Below are 19,273 nucleotides of genomic sequence, written 5' to 3'. Positions count from 1 at the left end.
TGCCGGACGCCGCCGTGATGTTCCCGCGGGAACAGGGTCTCAGAAGAGGAAATCGCCCTTGTCGAGCGCGCGGAGCGTGACATGCTCCAGCGTCAGCATGTCGTTGCCGGCGCGGATCACCACGTCGTCGCCGCGTTGAACGGCATGGTTCGCCATGAGGTCGGTAAAGCCGGTAATGTCGGCATGGCCGGAAAGGTCGACCCGGTCCGTGCCCGGCGTGAAATCCGCCACCGTGTCGCGCCCGGAGCCCTTGGCGAACAGGAAGACATCCGCCCCGCTGCCGCCGATCAGCCTGTCATTGCCCTTGCCGCCGTCGAGAATGTCGTTGCCGCCGCCGCCCGAGAGCGTGTTGCCGCCGCTGTTGCCGATGAGCACGTTGGCGAGCTCGTTGCCCGTGCCGCTCATGCCGGCCTTGCCGAGCAGGACCAGCTTTTCGAGATTCGCACCGAGCGTATAGCTGACCGTGGACTGCACCGTGTCGGTGCCGCCGCCCGCCTTCTCGACAAGCTTCAGGCGGGCATCGCCGACGATATAGGTATCGTTCCCCTTGCCGCCCGCCACGGTGCCGGTCACCTTGCCGCCGCGCGTGTCGAACGTGTCGTTGCCCGCGCCGAGATCGACATTGCCGCGGATCGTGCCGTTGTTGGTGACGATCTCGCTGCCGCTGCCGCCCTTCAGCGCCAGGCCCTCCGCCTTCAGCGAGCCGTTGTTGGAAAAGGTGTTGAGCCCCTTGCCGAGCAGCGCCACCGCGATGCCCTTCGTCGCCGTTATCGCGCCGTTGTTCGTCACCGTCGCGCCGGCCCCGTCGCTGAGGATGCCGGCAGCCCCCTTCAGCGTGCCGTTGTTCGTCACCTGCGCCTGGGTGCCGCCGATATCGATGGCCTCGCCGGTCGTCGCGGTGATCGTCTTGTGATTGGCGAAATTGACCTTCGCCCCGTCGAGCCGCACGCCGTCCTTCGCCGCGGTGATCGTGCCGTTGTTGGCCATCACCGCGCCGCCGCCGGTGATCACGACGCCCTCGTCGGCACGCGAGACGATCTTGCCGTTGTTGGTGACGATGGCGCCGGCACCGGTCACGGTCAGCCCGTCGCGCTGCGCATCCACCGTGCCGCTGTTGGTCACGATCGCCGCCCGGCCGGCGCTCCTGATGCCGTCATCGGCCGTCGACTGGATCATGCCGTAATTGGTGATGATCGCCTTGGCGCCCGATACCGTGACGGCATCGCCCGCGCTCTTCACCGTGCCGTGGTTCGTCACCAGCGCGTCGCCGCCGGTCACCTTGAGCCCCGTCCCGCCGGAGGACAGCACCGAGCCGCGGTTGGTGATGTTTGCGCCCGCGCCGCTGAAATTGCCGGCCGCCGCATCGCCCGAAAGCGTGCCCTGGTTGGAGAGGACCAGTCCGCCGCCGCTGGCGGAAAGGCCGGTCAGCGCGGCGGAGATCACCCCGTCCGGCTTGATCGCGACCGTTCCCGCATTGCTGCCGAGCGTGCCCGCGCCGAGCACGACCGCATTTCCGGCCGAAGACCGGATCGTCCCGTCGACGACAAGCGTGCGGCCGGCAATGGCCCCGCCCGCATCGACGGCAAGGCCCGTCGTGGCGATGGAAATGCCGGGCGCGACGATCCACTGGCTGTCCGCCTCGCGGGCGACGAGCGTCGATGCCCGGTCCGTGAGAATGTCGTATTTGCTCATGTCTTTCCGGCGTCCATCATCGACGTTGCCACATTCCGGAGCATTTCCGCTTCACGTCGAACGGCAGAATGCCCATATCCCTGTTTCCCCGCGGCGCCCGACGCGGGCCGCCACGCCGTGCCGCCGGATTGGCTATGGTGCCTTTCCGGCAGAAATCCGTTCCGGCCGGATCGATGCTGCGGGTTTCGGTCGGCAGGGTTAACGCCGGAAGAACCCGTCGTCCTTCGGTTCGGCCGCGGCGAAGTCGATGAGATCGCCAAGATCGTCCATCTCGATCGACACCACCCAGAGGTCGCCATCGAAACGTCGCTCCCGGGCGAGCGCATCGGCCACCGCCTCCGCCCTTGCCCGCTCCAGCCGCGTCTCGAAGCGCCTGAGCCCGCTCTCCTCCGCCTCGAAGACACTCTGCGGCGCCGGCGCATGGAGGCTTTCCGACCCGTCGCGGAACACCTGCCGCACGAACACCGCCCCCGCCTCCTCCGCGCCCTTCACCTCGACGGCCGCAAAATCGCCGCGGGCGAAGACGCGGCGCATCAGGGCGGACACGAAGATATCGGAACGAAGGCGCATGGCGGCGGCATACACGGCGCGGCGCGATCGGGCAATGGCGAAGCCTGGCGACCCCCTCATCCCGCTGCCGCGACCTTCTCCCCGCAGGCGGGGCGAAGGCGAGGATGCAGCGTTTTCCCGAGTCCATCACGGTCATTGTCTGGGGAAACCGGTTCACCATTCCCCTTCTCCCCGCAAGCGGGGAGAAGGTCGCGGCAGCGGGATGAGGGGCAGCGCCGCCATCACCGCGGCCAGGCCCCCCGCCTCACACCCGGATCGCCAGCCGCAGCCCGCCCCAGTGACGGCCGTTGACGGTGATGGGGGCGGAGATGTCCTTCATCAGCACGAACTGGCCGCCGCCCATGTCGCGGCGATAGGTCTGCACGAGGAAGGGTTCGGTGCTGCGCCCGGCGGCCAGCCCCACCCGGTCATCGAAGATCCGGCGGTTGCGGCAGTTGGCGGTGTTCCAGGCCGGATCGCCCGGACGCTGCGGCTCGGAGAATTTGCGGTTGTGCGTCGGCAGGTAGCCCTGGTCGTCGATCGCCGCGCAGAAGGCGATGCGCGCGTCGGCGGCCAGTACCGGCTCCTGGATCGCCGGCAGCACGCGGTCGGTGAAATCGGTGAAGCGCGTCGTCATCTGCACCGGATCGGTGCCCGGGATCGGCCGGTACTGCCGGTCGAACAGCGCCTCCATGCCCATCTCGCCGCTGCCGACGGCCGCCGAGAAGCGTGCCGAGACCTCGCCGGCCAGCCGCTGCACGAGGCGGATATAGGGGCTGTCCGGCGTCTCGATCCCCGCGCTCGCCGTCGCCTGGATGATGCGCTCGGAAATGGCCACCACCTCGCCGACCTTGCCGGAGGCGCCCTGCAGCACCTCGTTCGAGCGGATGATCTCCGCCGAGGCCGCGCCGATCGCGCGCGCGAAGTCGCTGCATTCCCGGTCCACCGCGCCCGTCGTCGCGGCAAGCGCCGAGGCGCTGTCGAGGATCTTCGACATCACCTGCTCGACGCCGGCAAACGAGCCCTGCACCGCCGAGGCCGTCGCCTTGACGCCCTCGGCGGAGACGCGCGCGCCCTCGCCCGCCGCCTCCAGCCGGTCGATGCGGGCGCGCAGCGCCTGCAGCGTCTTCTGGATGGAGGCCGTCGTGCTGGAGGTCTCGAGCGACAGCGCCCGCACCTCCGCCGCCACGACCGCGAAGCCCTTGCCCGCCTCGCCCGCGCGCGCCGCCTCGATGGCCGCGTTCAGCGCCAGGAGATTCGTCTGCCGGGCGATGGTGCCGATGGCGTCGGCCAGCCGGCCGACATCGGCGAGCGCCCCGGAAAAGGCCGAGATTTCGGTGCCGATCTCGTTGGAGGCCGTCACCATGTGGTCGATCGCGGCAATCGAGCCGTCGAGCTGCACCGCCTGCTCGCCGAGCACCTGGCGGGCGCTCGCGGCCAGCTGATCCGTCTCGCCGAGCGCGCGGGCGATGTCGCCGTTGGCGCTGGCGATCGCGGTCGCCGACCGGGTCAGCCGGGTGAAGAGCGCCGCGTGCTCGCGCGACTGGGCGGCCGTGTCCTGGATGGAGCCGGCGATGTCGACGAGATGGAGGCCGAGATCCGACGCCTCGACGGCCAGCGCCCCGACGACCCGGCGCAACGCCGCGCCATCGGCCGGCGCCCGCCCCTCGTCCTCTTCCCGGGTATGCGCAGTCTCACGCAAGGCAGCGTTGGACATGGTTCGTCGATCCTCCAGATGATCGATGGATCATCCGGCAGACATGGTTAACGCATCCTTTAGAAGCAACCGGTAGATGTGCCAGTTGCGGCATACGACTTTCGTCGCATGGACGGCGCGCCTCAGAGCGCGCCGATGTCCTTCAGCTTGGCGAGCACCTGCTCGTTCGGCTCGCCGGTGACCGGCAGGCGATAGTGCTTTTCGAAATGGCGGATCGCCGTGCGGGTCTTCTCGCCGATCAGCCCGTCGACGGCGATATCCGTATAGGCGATGTTGCTGAGGCCCTTCTGGATCTTCATCACCAGTTCGCTCGGCACCGGCCGCGCGACGGCGGAGGTCACGGCCGGGTCGGCCTCGGCCTGCAGGATGGCCGCCGCGACAGGGTCCTCCTCGACGGCCGCATGCGTCCTGGCCGGCTTGCCCTCGATGACCTTGGCCACCTCGTCGAAGGGCCGCTCGGCCGGCGTCACGTCGGTGACCTCGGGCAGGGGCTCGCCCTCCTCCATGCGCTCGATGACGAAGGTCGTCACGTCATGCGGCTCGGGCTTCGTGGCGGTGAAGCCGAGGGAATTGTCGGCCGAGCGCATCTTCAGGAAGGGCGCCGGATGGCCGCCCGGCTGGTACCACAGCGCATTGGTGGCGACGAAGGAGAAGACCACGACGAAGGCGCAGGTGCCGCCGAGCGCGGTCGGGTGGCGCGCGGCAAGGCGGCCGAGCGCCATCAGCCCGGCGATCACGATATTCGGCCGGCGCGGCTCCACGCGGGTGCCGGACCGGCCCTTGCGGGCCTGGCCCTGGGGCCGCCGCTCAGGCTGTCTTCTGACGTGCGCGTTCATCGTTCGTGTCCTTGCCATCCTGCGACGGCTCGTAAACGGTCTCGACCATGGCCGCAAGGCGCGGCGGGAATTCGACGGTGGATGCGGCGTTGGGCGCGCAGCCGGGCCGCAGCTCGCTGTCCGGCGCGACGCCGGAGCCGTCCGCCGGCACGCGCACGGTGATGACCGTACCCTCGCCCGGCCGGCTCTGGATGACGAAGCTGCCGCCATGCAGCGCCACGAGCCCCTTGACCAGCGACAGGCCGAGGCCGGTGCCCTCGTATTTGCGGGTATATTCGTTCTGCACCTGCATGAAGGGCTGGCCGATCAGCGCCAGCTTGTCGGCGGGAATGCCGATGCCGGTGTCGCTGACGGTCAGGACGAGGTCCCGCCCCTCGCGCGCCGCATCGATGGTGACGATGCCGCCGCGGTCGGTGAACTTGATCGCATTGCCGACGAGGTTGATGAGCACCTGCTGGATCGCCCGCTGGTCGGCGATGGCCTCGCCAATGGCGCGCGGCACGCGGCTCGTCAGCTTGATGCCCTTCTCGCGCGCCTGGAGGCCGAGCATCTGCTCGCAGGCCCGGACGCTGTCGGCGACGGGGAACGGCTCGGTCAGGAGCTCGTAGCGGCCGGCCTCGATCTTCGAGACGTCGAGCATCGTGTTGACGACCGACAGGAGATGCGAGCCCGACTGGTGGATCAGCGTGACATATTCGCGCTGCCGGTCGTTCTCCAGCCTGCCGAAATATTCGCCGGCGAGGATGTCGGAAAAGCCGAGGATGGCGTTCAGCGGCGTGCGCAGCTCGTGGCTGACGGCGGCCAGGAACCGCGTCTTGGCGTCGTTGGCCGATTCGGCCTCGGCCGCCTTGCGCGCGCTCTCGCCGCGCAGCTTCGCCTCGTCGGACATGTCGCGCGACTGGGCGACGACGGCGGCAAGCGCGCCGTCCGGGCCGGCAAGCGCCGTCATCTCCACGCGCATATGGGTGAACTGCTCGGCATCGGCCTCGGTGCGCGGGCGGTCGATGCGGATCTCGACGGTCTCGCGCGTGCCGCCCTGGCGCAGGCGGTCGATCGCGGCAAGAAAGCCGAGCCGGTCGGACACATGGATCTGGTCGAGATAGCCGCGGCCGGCAGGATCGCGCATCCAGGCGAGCATGTCGGCGCGGTCGCGGCCATGCACGGCGGTGACGAAGCCGCGCGCATCGTGCAGCGTCACGAGGCCGGCGAAGAGATCGTAGGGCGAGGCGGCCGGCGGGGTTGCGGCGGCCAGTTCCTCGGCGAAGGTCTTCTGCGGCGCGGGCCTCGCCTCGAGGGTGGAGGAGGCCGCGGCCGCCAGCAGCGCGCCGGCGCCGGCAAGCGCCACGCCGGCCGGCAGCGCGGCGGAGGCGGGCATGACGGCGGAAAGGACGAGCGGCAGGCCGGGAACGGCCGCCAGCAGCGCCAGCGTGGTGGCGCGCAGGGACGCGGACGGGCGCTGATCGGTAGCGGACGCGCCAGCAACGCCAGCAACGGCGCCCAGGCGGGCTGCCATTCTGTCAGCGATGGTGGTCAATTGGCGCAACGCGATACCCTGCCATTTATCTTCTTTTGGTGCGCCCAAAATCGCATCGGCGACTTAAGGAAAGAATAAACGGCGGGGGCGGAAAGCGGGGCAAAAAGGCCCAAAAGTCCCATTTCGGGGCAATCCAACGGCCATTCGTCCGGCGTGGTTAACGGGGCGTAAGCGCCTCATTTTGCGGCATTTTTCTGTTCATATTAACTTCTGGGGCAAGGGGCCGGAAGAGACGCTCCCGGCATTCCGGCGCCTTGCCGCGGCGCGGCCCGCCACGATCCTTAACGGCGATCGCTAAAATCTGCCTCAAATGCGTTTAAAGTGCCGTCGGAGGGCCGATAGGTCGCATTTTAATCAAAACTGGGCAAAACCCGAATGATTCCTGCAAAGGGGAATTTCCTTCCCGCCCCTATTCTCGCATCAACGGTTCGCCAAGGACCAAACGAGCCGAAGGCCGCAAAGAGCCGAGGCGACAACGAGGATGGCAAGCGATGTGGTTTCTGATCAAGGGAACGTTCTGGTTCTCACTGGTTCTCGTCCTGCTCCCCTTCCTGGACGCGGAATCCTCCGCCAAGCTGGAGAAGGGCCCGGCGGTCGAGATCGGCGACACGTTCACCGCCGCCAGTGAAGCGCTGCATTACGTCACCGCCATGTGCCTGGAAAAGCCCGACGTCTGCGAGAAGGGCGCGGAGACCTTCGTCGCCCTCGGCCACCGGGCCCGCGAAGGCGCCCGCATCGCCTACCAGTTCCTCGACACCCAGTTCGCCGAAGAGGGCACCGCCGTCGCCAAGGCCGATCCGGCCGCCAAGGAAGCGCTCGACCAGCCGCTTCCGGCCGTCGCCACGATCGATGCCGACGACGAGGTCATCACCGGCACCGTCGCCATCCCGACCCGCCGTCCCGACCACAAGGGCTGAGACCGCCCCCGATTTTCTGCCTGCCTCACTCGTTGCCCTGCAACCGCCGCATGGACCCGTTCCCTGCGGCGTTTCTTTTTGCCCGCACGCTTTGCGGTTCAAATTCCGGCCGGCCTCGCCTATATGAAGGCAGTCCCCGCACACGGAAGAACCATGGCCACGCTGCAAGAGATCATCGACGACTTCGCCTTCCTCGACGAGTGGGAGGACCGTTACCGCTACGTCATCGAGCTCGGCAAGGCGCTGCCGGACCTGCCGGAGGAACAGCGCACGGCCGCCAACAAGGTACAGGGCTGCGCCAGCCAGGTCTGGCTCGTCAGCAAGGCCGGCGCGGGCGCCGATCCGGTGATGACCTTCGAGGGCGATTCGGACGCGCATATCGTGCGCGGCCTCGTCGCCATCGTGCTCGCCATCTATTCCGGCAAGCGCGCCTCCGAGATCGCCGCCCTCGACGCCATCGACACCTTCAACGCCATCGGCCTCGTCGAGCACCTCTCCTCCCAGCGCGCCAACGGCCTGCGCTCGATGGTGCGGCGCATACGGGAAGAGGCGGCGATGCGGGTGGCGGCGTAGGGGGCCGGAAGGCCTTTCCCCACAAGCGGCGAGACCATCGCCTATGGCGTTCGACGGTGCCGTTTCCCCTTCTCCCCCGCGGGGAGAAGGTGGCCCGAAGGGTCGGATGAGGGGGTGGCTCGGACGGATCGTTTGCGTTTTCACCATCCCCCTCATCCGCCTGCCGGCACCTTCTCCCCGCGGGGGAGAAGGGGATGGAGCAACGTCGAACGCCATAGGCGATGGTCTCGCCGCTTATGAAGGATAGATACCGGCAGGCGGAGAGGGTCATAGCCAATCGCGGCAACGCGCCCTTTCCCCCTCACCCCGTCCATTCCGGCCGATAGCCCTCCGCGCCCCAGGCATGGGCCTGCCGGCCGGCCGGGACCGGCGGGGCATAGTGGCGGGCGAGCGCCATCAGGGCGGCGCGCAGCATCAGCTTGGCCGAGCGGGCGGGCCATTGCCGCTCGCGCTCCACCGTCTCCAGCCCCTTCATGAAGCAGCAGACATCGAGCGCGACGCCCGACAGTTCCGGCCCGATCGCCGTGATGGCCCGCGCCACGCGCAGGCGGGCGGCAAGCGCGGTGTCGGTAAGCTCGCGCGCCGCGCCCGCCTCGCCCTTCTGGCGGCCGGCGATGCGCGGCTCCCAGGACATGGTCAAACGCGGCTGCAGGCCGCCGCGGGTGAAATCCGCATGCAGCCGCTCGCCGGCGGCAAGGGCGGTGTCCGGCAGGAAGGCCTCGCCCGTCTTCTCCTTCAGCCGGGTCAGGCTCGCCAGCGGCGATTCCAGCCGGTTGGCGAGCGCCCGCTCCCGCGCCCCGTCGCGCAGCACCGTCACCTCGGCGAGGTCCCGGTGCTGGTCGGCGAAGGGCGTCTCTGCCGTGCAGAGCCTGCGCTTCAGATAGGCCCGCGCCTCCGCCGTCGCAAAGAGCCGGTCGCCCTCGCGCCTGACGAGCCCGCGGCGCAGCGCCGCGGCGAGAAGCGCCGGGGCAAGCGGCTGCCGGCGCCCGTCGGCCGCAAGCGCCGCCTCCCCGGCTACCCTCGCCTCGCCGGCCGCCAGCAGGAGGCGCAGGACCTTCGCAAGCGCCGCATCGTTCGTCGTGTCCCCGCCCTCACCCATGGCTGCCGATCCCCGCCGGGCCGAAGACCGAAAGCACGACACGCTCGATCGCCGAGACGAAGGCGTCGAAGGCGGCATCGTCGCGGCGGTCCTCCACCACGTTGCAGGCATGGCCGACCGTCGTGCGGTCGCGCCCGAAGGCGGCGCCGATATCGGACTGCGACAGGCGCAGCACGACATGGCAGACATACATGGCGATCTGGCGCACATGGCAGGTGGTGCGCCGGCCGTCGCGCCGCCAGAGCGGCCGCTCGCCCGCCATCGCCGTCATTTCCAGCACCAGCTGGCGCACGATGCGGCAGGCGACGCCGGCCGGCACGACCGGCACCGGCGGCGCCGCCCCACCCGGCACGGCCCCCTTGGTTTCCGGCGCCGGACCGGGGCAGGACGGGATTTCGAGCGACGACCGCCGGTGGGGAACGATGAACTGGTGCATGACTGGCCACTCCGTTGATAGGAATTTATTCATACACCCTAGAGGATGAGTGGGGACGAATGAAGCGTATCACCGCAACCTTTCCTTGAATTTCTTCATAAATTTATGACGAACATCCCCATATAGGTTTTTATTCCTTAATCCCTTGCTGATATGCGCCCGAACCGCCGGCACGCAAAAGGCCGGCCCCTTGCGGGACCGGCCTTCGAAATGCAAGCGGAATGCGGGGCTTACTTGCCCTTGCGGCGCTGGCCGAGGCCCATTTCCTTGGCGAGGCGCGAGCGGGCTTCCGCATAGGCGGGCGCGACCATCGGGTAGTCGGCCGGCAGGTCCCACTTCTCGCGGTATTCTTCCGGGGTCATGCCGTAATGGGTCATCAGGTGGCGCTTCAGCGACTTGAACTTCTGGCCGTCTTCCAGGCAGATGATGTAGTCGTTCTGCACGGATTTCTTCACCGGCACCGGCGGCTTCGGCTTTTCGGCGACGACGGGGGCCTCGACGGCGGCGGCAGGCTGCGTCGTGTTGTTGAGCGCGGCATGCACGTCGGCGATCAGGCCCGGCAGCTCCGCGACGGGAACGACGTGATTGCCCACATAGGCGGCGACGATATCGGCGGTCAATTCCACAAGCAGATTGGAGCCGGCGGCAGGGTTTGTTTCGGTCATTTCTTTCTCCTGTCGGACAACACGCAGGTCGATGGCCCTACCCATCGACCTGGACAATGAATTCGGCGTAAAGCGTCCTTGTCGGGTGATCCTGTGGCAGAATAATGCTCGCCCGTCGAAATGCAGACATTTTCGTCAATATAACTTCCACTATAGCGGCCGCCGTGTCATGCGCCAGCTCCTGCCGGCATATACCTCATGGGCATAGATACGGCTCGAACTCAACTTAAACAGGAAAACCGCATACAAGCCTATTCAACCCGGATGCTTTACTTCGTCTGAAATACCATTCCACAATTCATTGTCCAGTATTATTTTGTGAAGACAAAGCGGAAGCTTTCAATAGAAAAGGCAAGCCACTAAAAGTTAGTGGATACTACAATTTCTGAGGACTGGGCGTTCAACCCTTTATCAACGCTTCTTGTTGCCGCGTTCGCGCGCATCGCGCATCTCGTCAAGCACAGTATGGCGCGAGAGGCGATAGCCGGCCTCGTGGGCCGCCCTGGCGACGAGATGGGCGGCGATCGGCGCCGTCAGCACGAAGAAGACGAAGCCGGCGAGCGCCCGCGTGAAGATCGCCGCATCGAGCGAATGGAAGCCGGCGGCAAAGAGCATGAGGCCGGAGCCGACCGTGCCGGCCTTCGAGGCGGCGTGCATGCGGGTATAGACATCCGGCAGGCGCACAATGCCGAGGGCCGCCAGGAAGGTGAAGATGCCGCCGGCGACCAGCATGACGGCGACGATGACCGCGAGAACGAGATCCAGCATCAGCGCCGCCTCCTTGCCTTGGCCGTTTTGCCCTGCCGCACGCCCTTGCGGACGGGGCTTTCGCCGCCTGCCGCCGGTTCGTCCGCCTCCATGCCCTGGCGCAGCACGAAACGCGCGAAGGCGACGGTGGCGAGGAAGCCGACGAGGCCGAGCGCGATGGCGATGTCGATATAGAGGTTGAAGCCGGTCCTGATGGCGAGGACGGCGATGAAGCCGATGGCGATGGCCACCAGCATGTCGAGCGCGACGATGCGGTCCGGCAGCGTCGGCCCCTTGACGACCCGGTAGGCCGTCAGGAAGAAGGCTGCGCACATCAGGAAGAGCGCGATCGCGGCGGCGGCGGAGATGACGGTTTCGGCATCCATCAGCGGAAGGCCTCCAGAATCTTCTTCTCGAAGCCGTTCGCGATCTCCCGTCGCGTGCCGACGGCATCGGAGCAGTCGAGCGCGTGCACGTAGAGCACCTTGCGGTCGGCGGAGACGTCGACGGAGAGCGTGCCCGGCGTCAGCGTGATGAGATTGGCGAGCAGCGTGATCTCGAAATCCCGGTCGACCGTCAGCGGAAAGGCGAAGATGCCGGGCTTCAGCGCCATTTTCGGGCTCGCCACCAGCACCGCCACCTTCCAGGCGGAGAGCGCCAGTTCCTTGATGAACAGCAGGAGCAGCGACAGCAGCTTCAGCGGCCGGATGCGCCTTCCGTCCGGCCGGATGTGATCGCGGATCAGCGCGAGCGACAGGGCACCCGCGACGATGCCGAGCAAGAGGTTGGGAATGGTGAAGCTGCCGGAGACGGCAAGCCAGGCGAGCGCGAACAGGGCGACGGTGAAGGCGGGCCGCATGTCAGTTGCCTCCCGGAAAGACGGAGCCGACATAGGCCCGCGGATCGGCCAGCCCCTGCGCGGCGAGCTGGATGGTCGAGAGCAGCGCATCCGGAAAGAGGCCGAAGACCACCGTCAGCACGGTGAGCACGGCAAGCGGCAGCAGCGCGCTTGCCGGAATGGCCTCTGCCGCAAGGGCCCCGTCCGCCGGGCGCCAGTAGGCCAAGAGGAACACCCGGCCGACCGCGATGGTCGTCAGGAAGCCGCTGAGGAAGACCACCGCCGCCAGCCACCAGGCGCCGATATCCATGGCCGCCTTGGCCACCATGACCTTCGGCCAGAAGCCGGAGAACGGCGGCAGGCCGGAGACGGCGAAGAACAGCACCAGCGACAGTGCGGAGAACAGCGCCGAGCGCGCATAGAGCCCGCCGAGGCGGGAAAGATCGAACGTGCCGGAAAGCCGCCCGGCAAGCCCCGCCGCCATGTAGAGCCCCGTCATCACGACCATGGAATGCAGCGCATAGAAGATCGCCCCACCGGTGCCGCCCGGGCTGCCGAGCGACAGGCCGGCCAGCATGATGCCGATGCCCGAGATGACGAGATAGCCGAGCAGCCGGCGGATGTCGTTCTGCCCGAGCGCGCCGAGCGCGCCGAGGAGCATGGTGGCCGCGCCCGTGAGCGCGATGACGAAGCTCAGCTCCTCCCGCTCGACCGGGAAGAGCATGATCAGCGTGCGCAGCAGCGCATAGATGCCGACCTTGGTGAGGAGGCCCGCGAACAGCGCGGACACCACGATGCGCGGCGTGTGGTAGGAGGCCGGCAGCCAGAAATTCACCGGGAAGGCCGCGGCCTTCATGCCGAAGGCGGTGAGGTAGAGCATGGCGAGCGTCATCAGCGGCAGCTCGGCGCGGCCCGCCGCCGCCTTCGTGGCGATGTCGGCCATGTTGAGCGTGCCGAAGATGCCGTAGAGATAGCCGGTCGTGATCAGGAACAGCGTGGTCGCGATGAGGTTGAGGAAGGCATACTTGATGGCGCCGTCGATCTGCCGCGGCTCCGAGCCGAGCGTGATGAGGCCGAAGGACGAGATCAGCAACACCTCGAACCAGACATAGAGGTTGAAGATGTCGCCCGTCAGGAAGGCGCCGGAAACGCCGGCCATCAGCAGCAGCAGGAACGGATAGAAGCCGTAGCGCCGGCCGCTGCCGTCGATATCGGTGAGCGCGTGCACGGCGCCGGCAAGCGCCACGACGGCGCCCGCAAGGGCGAAGAGCACGCCCGTCAGGTCCGCCGTGAACGCGATGCCGAAGGGCGGCAGCCAGCGGCCCATGACCATCGTCATGGGGCCGTTTGCCGCGACGTGGGCAAGCAGCAGCGCATCGAGCAGCACCAGCACGGCGAGCGCGGGGACCGCGAGGACGCCCTGCAGGTGCAGCGACTTGCGGGCCATCAGGAGCACCGCGCCGGCCAGGATGCACCAGGCGGGCGGCAGCACGACCAGCCAGTCGGCAGGGGCGACCGGGGTCATGACGAGGGCTGCGGTAAGATCGGTCGGCGTTGCGGCCATTGGCGGGTCGGTTCCTGTCAGTAGCCGGTCGGCGGAAGGGGGTCGTTTTCCGGCTCCGCCAGGCGCATCTCGTTGCCGTTGTCGGTGCCGAGGTCCTGGTAGGCGCGGTAGACGAGCACCAGCAGGAAGGCGAAGAAGGAGAAGGAAATCACGATCGCCGTCAGGATGAGCGCCTGCGGCAGCGGATTGGCGGTGAGCGCCTGCGGCACGTCATGGCCGGCCGGGATGATCGGCGGCACCTCGCGCAGGATGCGGCCGTTGGTGAAGATGAGGAGGTTCACCGCATTGCCGAGCAGCACGACGCCGAGCAGCACGCGCACCAGGAACTTCGACAGCATCAGATAGACGGCTGCGGAAAAGAACAGGCCGATGAGGAGGACGAAGGGCACTTCCATCAGGCGTCCTCCTCTGCTTCCAGCGCCAGGGCGATCGAGGTGATCGCGCCCACCACCACGAGATAGACGCCGGTATCGAACAGCATGACGCTGGAAAGCGGAATCTCGACGCCGAGGATGACCGGATAGACCCAGAGCCCCGTCATGAAGGGCACGGCGAAAAAGATCGACATCAGGCCGGCGATCGCCGCGATGAAGAGCCCGAAGGCCGAGATCGCCATCGGATGGAACCACAGCGCCCTGCGCACGGCGGCAATGCCGTTGGCGATGCCGTAGATCGCGAAGGCCGAGACGGCGATCAGCCCGCCGATGAACCCGCCGCCCGGCTCGTTGTGGCCGCGCAGCAGCACGAAGAGCGAGAACAGCACCATGAGCGCGGTGAGGAACGGGGCGACGGTGCGGAAGATGAGTGTGGTCATGGGCGCCGGCCTCTCGCTGGGGCGTGCGGGGACACCCCCCTCTGCCCTGCCGGGCATCTCCCCCTCAAGGGCTGGGCGATCGCACATGGAAGGAAACCGTTGCTCCATCCCCTTCTCCCCCGCGGGGAGAAGGTGCCGGCAGGCGGATGAGGGGGATAGCGAAGCCGCAAAGGCTCGATCCGAGCCACCCCCTCATCCGACCCTTCGGGCCACCTTCTCCCCGCGGGGGAGAAGGGGAGAGCCGCAACGTCGAACGCCATATGCGATCGTCCCCTCAAGGGGGGAGATTGGATAGAGAGATGTTCCGCCCATCTCCGACGTCCCTGATCGAGCACGGTGGCCGCCCCTTGCCGATCTCCCCCCTTGTGGGGGAGATGCCCGGCAGGGCAGAGGGGGGTAATGGCATTGCTCTGCCTCTGAGGACGGCGACCAAAGACCCTGCCCATCACGCCCTCCCCTTGCGGATGCGGATGATCGACAGAATCGCCAGGCCCGTCACCATGACGACGGCGATCTCGCCCAGCGTGTCCGTGCCGCGGAAATCGACGATGATGACGTTCACGACATTGGCGCCATGCGCGATCGTCTTGGAATAGAGGTTGAAGAAATCGGTGAGCGCCGTGTCGAACCGGCCCTGCGTGACCTTCAGGAGATAGAGCGAGAAGCCGAGGCCGCAGGCGATGGCGATGACCGCGTCCGGGATCTTCTCGCGCAAGGGGCGGTGGTCGCGCGGCGTCAGCTTCAGCCGCGTCATGACGAGGGCGAGGATGACGACCGACAGCGTCTCGATCATGAACTGCGTGAAGGCGAGGTCCGGCGCGCCGAACAGCAGGAAGAGCAATGCGACGCAGAAGCCCTGGATGCCGAGCGCGACGATGGCCGTCAGGCGGTTGCTCGCCGTCAGCACCGCGCCGATGCCGAGGACCGCGAGCGCCATGACGGCCAGCTCGTGGAACGGCATGTCGGCCGGCCAGACCGGCAGGCGCGGCCATTCGCCATAGACGGCGGGCGGCACGAGCAGCGCCAGCGCGATCACCGCGAAGGCCGCCGTCATGTAGATCTCCATGCGGCCGGGCTGGACGAGGCGGGTGATCGCCGCGGCGGCGCGCACGAGGCCCGTCATCACCTGGTCGAAGCCACGGTCCGGTCCCCAGCCGATATCCTCGACCAGCCGGTTCGCCGCCGCGCGCGCCTTGTCGATGAAGAGGAAGACGGCGATGCCGAAGACAATGGTGACGACGGACAGCGCCAGCGCGAGGCCGAGATGCGGCAGGGCCGAAATGGCGACCGTCTGCGGCCTGCCGGCGATGGCGGAGGCGAGCGGCGACGTCAGCAGGGCATGGGCGGCGGCGGAGAAGAGGCCGATGACAAGCCCCTTGACGGCGAGCAGCACGGGGCCGATCCACAGGAGGGCCGGCCCCTCATGCGCATGTTTCGGCGTCTTAACCGGCGCGCCGAGGAACGGTTTCAGCGCCACCGCGAAGGCGACGGCGAACATCAGCCCGTTGCCGATGACGGCCGCGGCGGTGAACGCGATGGCGCGCAGGCTGCCGCCGGCAAGCGCCGCATAGACCTCCTCCTTGGCGAGGAAGCCGAAGAAGGGCGGCAGGCCGGCCATGGAGAGCGCGGCGAAAAGCGCGGCCAGGAAGGTGACGGGCATCGCCCGCCTGAGCCCGCCGAGCCGGGTGATGTCGCGCGTGCCCGTCTCGTGGTCGATGAGGCCGGCGACCATGAAGAGCGCGCCCTTGAAGAGCGAGTGGGCGACGAGATAGAGCGCGGCGGCGGCCACTGCATGCTGCGAGCCGAAACCGGTCAGCATCACGAGAAGGCCGAGCGAGGCGACCGTCGTATAGGCGAGCATCAGCTTCAGGTCGCTCTGGCGGATGGCGAGCACCGCGCCGACGATGAGCGTCAGCCCGCCGAAGGCCGGCAGGATCGTCTCCCAGGCGGGCGTGTCGCCCATGACGGGATTGAGCCGCATCAGGAGATAGACGCCGGCCTTCACCATGGTGGCCGAATGGAGATAGGCCGAGACGGGCGTCGGCGCCTCCATGGCGTTCGGCAGCCAGAAATGGAACGGGAACTGCGCCGACTTGGTGAAGGCGCCGCCGAGGATGAGGAAGAGCAGCGGCAGGTAGAACGGGCTTGCCCGCACCTCCGCGCCGAAGGACATCAGAAGCGACAGCTGCGTGACGTCGGTGACGTTCCACAGGAGCAGCAGACCGGCCAGAAGGAAGAGCCCGCCGCCGCCGGTGACGACCAGCGCCTGCAGCGCGGCGCGGCGCGAGGCCTCGCGCGCATGGTCGAAGCCGATCAGCAGGAAGGAGGTGATCGAGGTCAGCTCCCAGAAGACGAAGAGCATCAGGAAGCTGTCGGAGGCGACGAGGCCGAGCATCGCGCCCATGAACATCAGGATGAAGGAGAAGAACCGCCCCTCGTGCCGATGCCCCTTCAGGTAGCCGCCGGCATAGAGCACGATGAGCGTGCCGATGCCGGAGATCAGGAGCAGGAAGGCGAGCGACAGGCCGTCGATCAGCCAGGAGAAGCTGACATTGTAGGACGGCACCCAGGCATAGCCGCCCGTGACGATCTCGCCGCGCGAGACCTCCGCATTGAAGCCGATGAAGTGGAGGAAGATCGCGGCCGGCACCAGCGCCAGCGGCCAGGCGGCATGGTGACCGAGGAGCCGCGTGAGCGCCGGCGCGACCAGCGCGCCGAGAAACGGCAGACAGAAGGCAAGGAAGGTCAAGCCCATCGTGTCTGGTAGCATCCCCTCTCCCTCATGCGCGGGCTTTGCCCGTCGTGCCGTGTTTTTTTTCAGATCGCCGGTTCTACGTCGGTATGGCGGAAATCACCACCCTTGAACAGCAAGGGCGCGTCGTTTTCACGCGCCAATGCATAGGAAAAACAATCACCATAGTTCAAATGTGCGGCATGACCCGTGCCCCGGCCGAAACGCCGGAAGGCCTCGAAGGCAAGCTCCGCCTGGGCCGCGGTGACCGGCGCGACCTGGATATCACCGCGCAGCAGAAAGGCATCCAGCGCATTGACACCCGCGCCGCCATGGCGGGCAAACAGCACAATCTTCGTTTCGAGCAATGTCGCCGCGCTCATCATGCGGGTTGCGGCCCGCTCGATGGCCTCGTTGAACGCCCGCCGCTCCGGCTCGTCGGTCAAAATGGCGATCAGCGCAGACGTGTCCAGCACGATCATCGCGGCAGGCCGCTTTCATCATAACCGAGAATAGCCTCGGGCGTTCGCGCATCGAGCACGGGCAGGCCGGCGCAATCAAGCGCGATCCTGTCGAGCTGGTCGGCGAGGCGCACGGCCTTGAGATGGCGCACGCGCGCGAGGCGCTCCTCGATGGAGACCTTTACCGCCCGCGTCAGGCTTTCGCCGGTCGCTTCGGCCAGCATGCGGGCAAGGGCATGGGCCTCCTCGTCCTTGATGTTCAAAGGCATGTTTTCCTCCTTTCCTTAAAAAAGGAGGATAGGAGGAACAGGCGCAACTTTCAAGCGATCGGGCCAATTGTTTTGCCGCAATCGAAGTCCTATCTAATGCACCGACAGGAGGACGCGATGAGCGACACGAAGACGTTGAAGGTCAACAAGACGAAGGACGAGTGGCGGGAGATCCTGACGCCGGAGCAGTTCCGCATCACGCGCGAGCACGGCACGGAACGCGCCTTCTCCAGCCCCGATTTCGACCTTTCCAAGAAGGGCACCTATCGCTGCATCTGCTGCGACAGGCCGCTCTACCGGTCGGAGGCGAAGTTCAATTCCGGCACCGGCTGGCCGAGCTTCTACCAGCCGATCGAGCCCGGCGCGGTGAGCGACCATTCCGATTATTCCTACGGCATGACGCGCACGGAGATCCGCTGTTCGGACTGCGACGCCCATCTCGGCCACGTCTTCCCGGACGGCCCGCCGCCGACGGGCCTGCGCTTCTGCATGAACGGCGTGGCGCTCCGCTTCGATCCGGATTGAGGCGCGCGGAAAGGCGGCCTCGGGCCGGCCCTACCGCTTGGGAACCTTGAGTTCCATGCAGGTCAGGTCCAGCCAGCGGCCGAACTTGATGCCGACCTCGCTGAACCGGCCGACCACCCGGAAGCCGAGCTTTTCGTGCAGCTTGATCGAGGCGGCGTTCTCCGCCTCGATGCCGGCGATCATGACATGGATGCCGTTGAAGCCCGCCCGGTCGATCAGCGCCTTGAGAAGGCGCTTGCCCGTGCCGGTGCCGCGACAATCGCCGCGCACATAGACGGAATGCTCGACCGTGTGGCGATAGCCGTCGAAGGCCCGCCAGTCGCCATAGGAGGCATAGCCGATCACCTGCTTGCCGCGCATGGCGACGAGCACCGGGAAACCGCGCTCCCGGCGGGCGGAGAACCAGGCCTTGCGATTGTCGAGGTCGACGATGGCCTCGTTCCAGATCGCCGTCGTGTTGGCGACGGCATCGTTGTAGATGTCCATGATGCCGGGAAGATCCGCCTCCACGGCGTCGCGTATCGTGATGTCCATGGTTCCCCCCGGTTCTGCCTCCTGCCATACAGGAGGAGCGGGAAAGCTGTCCAGCCTGCATTCCGGCGCCGCGCCGCAAACTTGACGCGCGAAGAGTGCTGCAACAGTTTAAAAGCGCTGCGCAATTCCTTGAAACGGAATCGCTTCGGGAACTCCGGCAGTGGTTGCCGGGTGAAGAAACGCCCACCTTTGTCCGTTCCCCAGGGGACGCCATCAACGAGTAGCCGATCGTGCAACGCTTTCTCCTTCTTCTTTTCCTCGCCCTCCCCGGTGCTGCCTTCGCGCAGGGCTGGGAGCCCTATGTCAATGCCCGCTTCGGCTTTGCGGTGGAGATCCCGCCCGGTTTCACGCTCGTGCAGGAAGCCGACAATGGCGACGGGCGGACCTATGCGAAGGGCGAGGCGAGGCTCTCCATCTGGGCGAACCACCTGGCGACCGGGCTGTTCAGGGAAGAGGTCGACGACCGGCGGACCACATATCTGCAGGAGGGCTGGGACCTCAGCTATGACCGGCAGACGACGGGCTGGGCGAGCCTTTCCGGCACGCTCGTCGATTCCATCCTCTACCACCGGATCATCGCGCTGTGCGACGACGCCGCGGCCTCCTTCGTGCTGGAATACCCGCAGTCGATGAAGGCGGAGATCTCGCCGTTCGTCGGGAGACTGGTGAAATCGCTGCGGCCGGCCGAGGGCTGCACGAGCGCGCAGGGCGCCGCCCCAGCGGCGCAATAGGGCAAGTCCAGCGCAGGGCCTTGCGGCCGCAATCGCAGCGA

The 19,273-nt window shown here is 67.2% G+C and carries 22 protein-coding genes; 4 read left to right on the top strand and 18 right to left on the bottom strand.

Annotation, left to right across the window (positions count from 1 at the left end; genetic code table 11):
• Positions 1-39: 39 nt before the first annotated feature.
• The 5 genes from WMC41_RS05405 to WMC41_RS05385 form a co-directional block, all read right to left on the bottom strand.
• Positions 40-1,692, bottom strand: a complete 1,653-nt coding sequence (locus WMC41_RS05405; RefSeq protein ID WP_432347252.1) for a beta strand repeat-containing protein — start codon at positions 1,690-1,692, stop codon at positions 40-42.
• Positions 1,693-1,890: 198 nt separating this feature from the next.
• A complete protein-coding gene (locus tag WMC41_RS05400) occupies positions 1,891-2,262 on the bottom strand; it encodes a DUF1491 family protein (protein WP_432347251.1) in 372 nt (123 codons plus the stop codon).
• A gap of 244 nt (positions 2,263-2,506) precedes the next feature.
• Complete coding sequence (locus WMC41_RS05395) at positions 2,507-3,958, bottom strand: methyl-accepting chemotaxis protein (protein WP_288083617.1); 1,452 nt, start codon at positions 3,956-3,958, stop codon at positions 2,507-2,509.
• A gap of 122 nt (positions 3,959-4,080) precedes the next feature.
• Positions 4,081-4,794, bottom strand: a complete 714-nt coding sequence (locus WMC41_RS05390) for a peptidoglycan-binding domain-containing protein (RefSeq protein WP_432347249.1) — start codon at positions 4,792-4,794, stop codon at positions 4,081-4,083.
• Complete coding sequence (locus WMC41_RS05385) at positions 4,766-6,307, bottom strand: sensor histidine kinase (protein ID WP_432347248.1); 1,542 nt, start codon at positions 6,305-6,307, stop codon at positions 4,766-4,768. Before WMC41_RS05385 ends, WMC41_RS05390 begins: the two co-directional genes overlap by 29 nt.
• A gap of 512 nt (positions 6,308-6,819) precedes the next feature.
• On the opposite strand from WMC41_RS05385, the gene WMC41_RS05380 reads away from it, so the two are divergent.
• Positions 6,820-7,245: a DUF5330 domain-containing protein gene (locus tag WMC41_RS05380; protein ID WP_272804867.1), complete on the top strand. Its 426-nt coding sequence runs from the start codon at positions 6,820-6,822 to the stop codon at positions 7,243-7,245.
• 153 nt (positions 7,246-7,398) lie between these two features.
• Entirely contained in the window at positions 7,399-7,818 is a 420-nt protein-coding gene (locus WMC41_RS05375) for a SufE family protein (RefSeq protein ID WP_432347247.1), read from the top strand.
• A 301-nt stretch (positions 7,819-8,119) separates the two neighbouring features.
• Here the strand turns inward: WMC41_RS05375 and WMC41_RS05370 are convergent, their stop codons facing one another.
• The 12 genes from WMC41_RS05370 to WMC41_RS05315 all read right to left on the bottom strand — a co-directional run bounded on the left by WMC41_RS05370 (position 8,120) and on the right by WMC41_RS05315 (position 17,442).
• Positions 8,120-8,917 (bottom strand): DUF6456 domain-containing protein, encoded by a 798-nt coding sequence (locus WMC41_RS05370; protein WP_432347246.1) that lies wholly within the window; start codon positions 8,915-8,917, stop codon positions 8,120-8,122.
• Positions 8,910-9,353, bottom strand: coding sequence for a helix-turn-helix domain-containing protein (locus WMC41_RS05365; RefSeq protein ID WP_432347245.1), 444 nt, complete (start codon positions 9,351-9,353; stop codon positions 8,910-8,912). Before WMC41_RS05365 ends, WMC41_RS05370 begins: the two co-directional genes overlap by 8 nt.
• 230 nt (positions 9,354-9,583) lie before the next feature.
• Entirely contained in the window at positions 9,584-10,018 is a 435-nt protein-coding gene (locus tag WMC41_RS05360; protein ID WP_244769936.1) for a MucR family transcriptional regulator, read from the bottom strand.
• A gap of 411 nt (positions 10,019-10,429) precedes the next feature.
• On the bottom strand, positions 10,430-10,786 hold the full coding sequence (gene mnhG / locus WMC41_RS05355) for a monovalent cation/H(+) antiporter subunit G (RefSeq protein ID WP_432347244.1): 357 nt from the start codon (positions 10,784-10,786) through the stop codon (positions 10,430-10,432).
• Positions 10,786-11,151, bottom strand: coding sequence for a cation:proton antiporter (locus WMC41_RS05350; protein WP_432347243.1), 366 nt, complete (start codon positions 11,149-11,151; stop codon positions 10,786-10,788). Before WMC41_RS05350 ends, mnhG begins: the two co-directional genes overlap by 1 nt.
• A complete protein-coding gene (locus tag WMC41_RS05345) occupies positions 11,151-11,624 on the bottom strand; it encodes a Na+/H+ antiporter subunit E (protein ID WP_432347242.1) in 474 nt (157 codons plus the stop codon). The genes WMC41_RS05350 and WMC41_RS05345 overlap by 1 nt, the downstream gene beginning before the upstream one ends.
• 1 nt (position 11,625) lies before the next feature.
• A complete protein-coding gene (locus WMC41_RS05340; RefSeq protein ID WP_432347241.1) occupies positions 11,626-13,167 on the bottom strand; it encodes a Na+/H+ antiporter subunit D in 1,542 nt (513 codons plus the stop codon).
• A 17-nt stretch (positions 13,168-13,184) separates the two neighbouring features.
• Positions 13,185-13,562, bottom strand: coding sequence for a Na+/H+ antiporter subunit C (locus tag WMC41_RS05335; RefSeq protein WP_133033142.1), 378 nt, complete (start codon positions 13,560-13,562; stop codon positions 13,185-13,187).
• A complete protein-coding gene (locus tag WMC41_RS05330; protein ID WP_244769930.1) occupies positions 13,562-13,981 on the bottom strand; it encodes a Na(+)/H(+) antiporter subunit B in 420 nt (139 codons plus the stop codon). The genes WMC41_RS05335 and WMC41_RS05330 overlap by 1 nt, the downstream gene beginning before the upstream one ends.
• A 445-nt stretch (positions 13,982-14,426) precedes the next feature.
• On the bottom strand, positions 14,427-16,751 hold the full coding sequence (locus tag WMC41_RS05325; protein WP_432347240.1) for a putative monovalent cation/H+ antiporter subunit A: 2,325 nt from the start codon (positions 16,749-16,751) through the stop codon (positions 14,427-14,429).
• A 47-nt stretch (positions 16,752-16,798) separates the two neighbouring features.
• Positions 16,799-17,194, bottom strand: coding sequence for a type II toxin-antitoxin system VapC family toxin (locus WMC41_RS05320; protein WP_432347239.1), 396 nt, complete (start codon positions 17,192-17,194; stop codon positions 16,799-16,801).
• On the bottom strand, positions 17,191-17,442 hold the full coding sequence (locus tag WMC41_RS05315; RefSeq protein WP_272804858.1) for a type II toxin-antitoxin system VapB family antitoxin: 252 nt from the start codon (positions 17,440-17,442) through the stop codon (positions 17,191-17,193). Before WMC41_RS05315 ends, WMC41_RS05320 begins: the two co-directional genes overlap by 4 nt.
• 117 nt (positions 17,443-17,559) lie before the next feature.
• Here WMC41_RS05315 and msrB point away from each other — a divergent pair, with 117 nt between their 5' ends.
• The gene (gene msrB / locus WMC41_RS05310; protein WP_244769926.1) at positions 17,560-17,967 is read left to right on the top strand and encodes a peptide-methionine (R)-S-oxide reductase MsrB; all 408 of its coding nucleotides are present in this window, start codon (positions 17,560-17,562) and stop codon (positions 17,965-17,967) included.
• Positions 17,968-17,997: 30 nt separating this feature from the next.
• Here the strand turns inward: msrB and WMC41_RS05305 are convergent, their stop codons facing one another.
• Positions 17,998-18,501: a GNAT family N-acetyltransferase gene (locus WMC41_RS05305; protein WP_244769925.1), complete on the bottom strand. Its 504-nt coding sequence runs from the start codon at positions 18,499-18,501 to the stop codon at positions 17,998-18,000.
• Between the two features lie 230 nt (positions 18,502-18,731).
• Between WMC41_RS05305 and WMC41_RS05300 the strand changes: the two genes are divergently transcribed.
• The gene (locus tag WMC41_RS05300) at positions 18,732-19,232 is read left to right on the top strand and encodes a hypothetical protein (protein WP_432347238.1); all 501 of its coding nucleotides are present in this window, start codon (positions 18,732-18,734) and stop codon (positions 19,230-19,232) included.
• Positions 19,233-19,273: the final 41 nt, after the last annotated feature.

This window comes from Shinella yambaruensis, from assembly GCF_050859155.1.
GTDB classification, from domain to species: domain Bacteria; phylum Pseudomonadota; class Alphaproteobacteria; order Rhizobiales; family Rhizobiaceae; genus Shinella; species Shinella yambaruensis.
Note: the sequence above shows the minus strand (reverse complement) of the source record. Positions and strands in the feature narration are given on the sequence as shown.